The 778-nt window shown below is 40.6% G+C and carries 1 pseudogene; it reads right to left on the reverse strand.

The features are described 5' to 3' along the window. Positions 1-778, reverse strand: a pseudogene (locus tag ACFIMQ_RS09525) (filamentous hemagglutinin); the annotation flags it as partial.

Raw genomic sequence — 778 nt, forward strand, 5'->3', positions numbered from 1 at the left:
ACTTTACACCAACAAAGTCATATGCGTGGTTTTCCAAGCCGACAGAGGTTTGCTTGCCATCACTTAAATAATCAAGTGTATTTGCCATCGATTGAGCATTATAAGCAGGACCAAAAAGATTGATACTCGTGTTGCCTGCTATACCGTGAATACCACGCTTTTCAAAATCATGCATTCCGTTACCTACCGTCATACTACCACGGCTGTGCCCATTAATATGTAATCCGTCATTGCCATAGAGAGACATTGTATTCTGAAACTTCTTGGTCGAATTGGTTAATCCAAAAAAAAGTTTACCTTCCAGAATCTTCTGAAAAACCGCTATTCCTACCTCCACTTCCCAGTCTTTAGCTTTGGGGAAGTATGTAAAATAAAGGGGATCATGCTCATTATCAGCAAACTGAACAGCATAACGCGCGGCATCATCGGGGGAGGTAAAAATACCATTATAAAACATATGAACCTCGCCATCAGAGCCTTTTTGTAAATGATTTTCTTCCTCTGGTTTTAAATAGCGATATAGAGGTATTTTTCTTCCATAGCTATCTTTTATATAGTTTCCATTTTTATCTGTTGCATAGAGGACATTGCCATTTGCATCGTGTACAACCTCTCCTGTGGGATGTTTTTTGACATATGAGATTTGATAAATTTTATCAAGGTAACCAAATCCTTCATCGGATAAATCATTGATCATGTCTAAGCGATTATGCACGGCTGCCTCAAGCGGTGTGGCGTCTATCGGTGCTACAGCCTGGTGGGCTGCTGCGGTGTTGCG

Origin of the sequence: Bartonella sp. AD13SXNS, from assembly GCF_042196465.1 — a bacterium.
Classification (GTDB): domain Bacteria; phylum Pseudomonadota; class Alphaproteobacteria; order Rhizobiales; family Rhizobiaceae; genus Bartonella.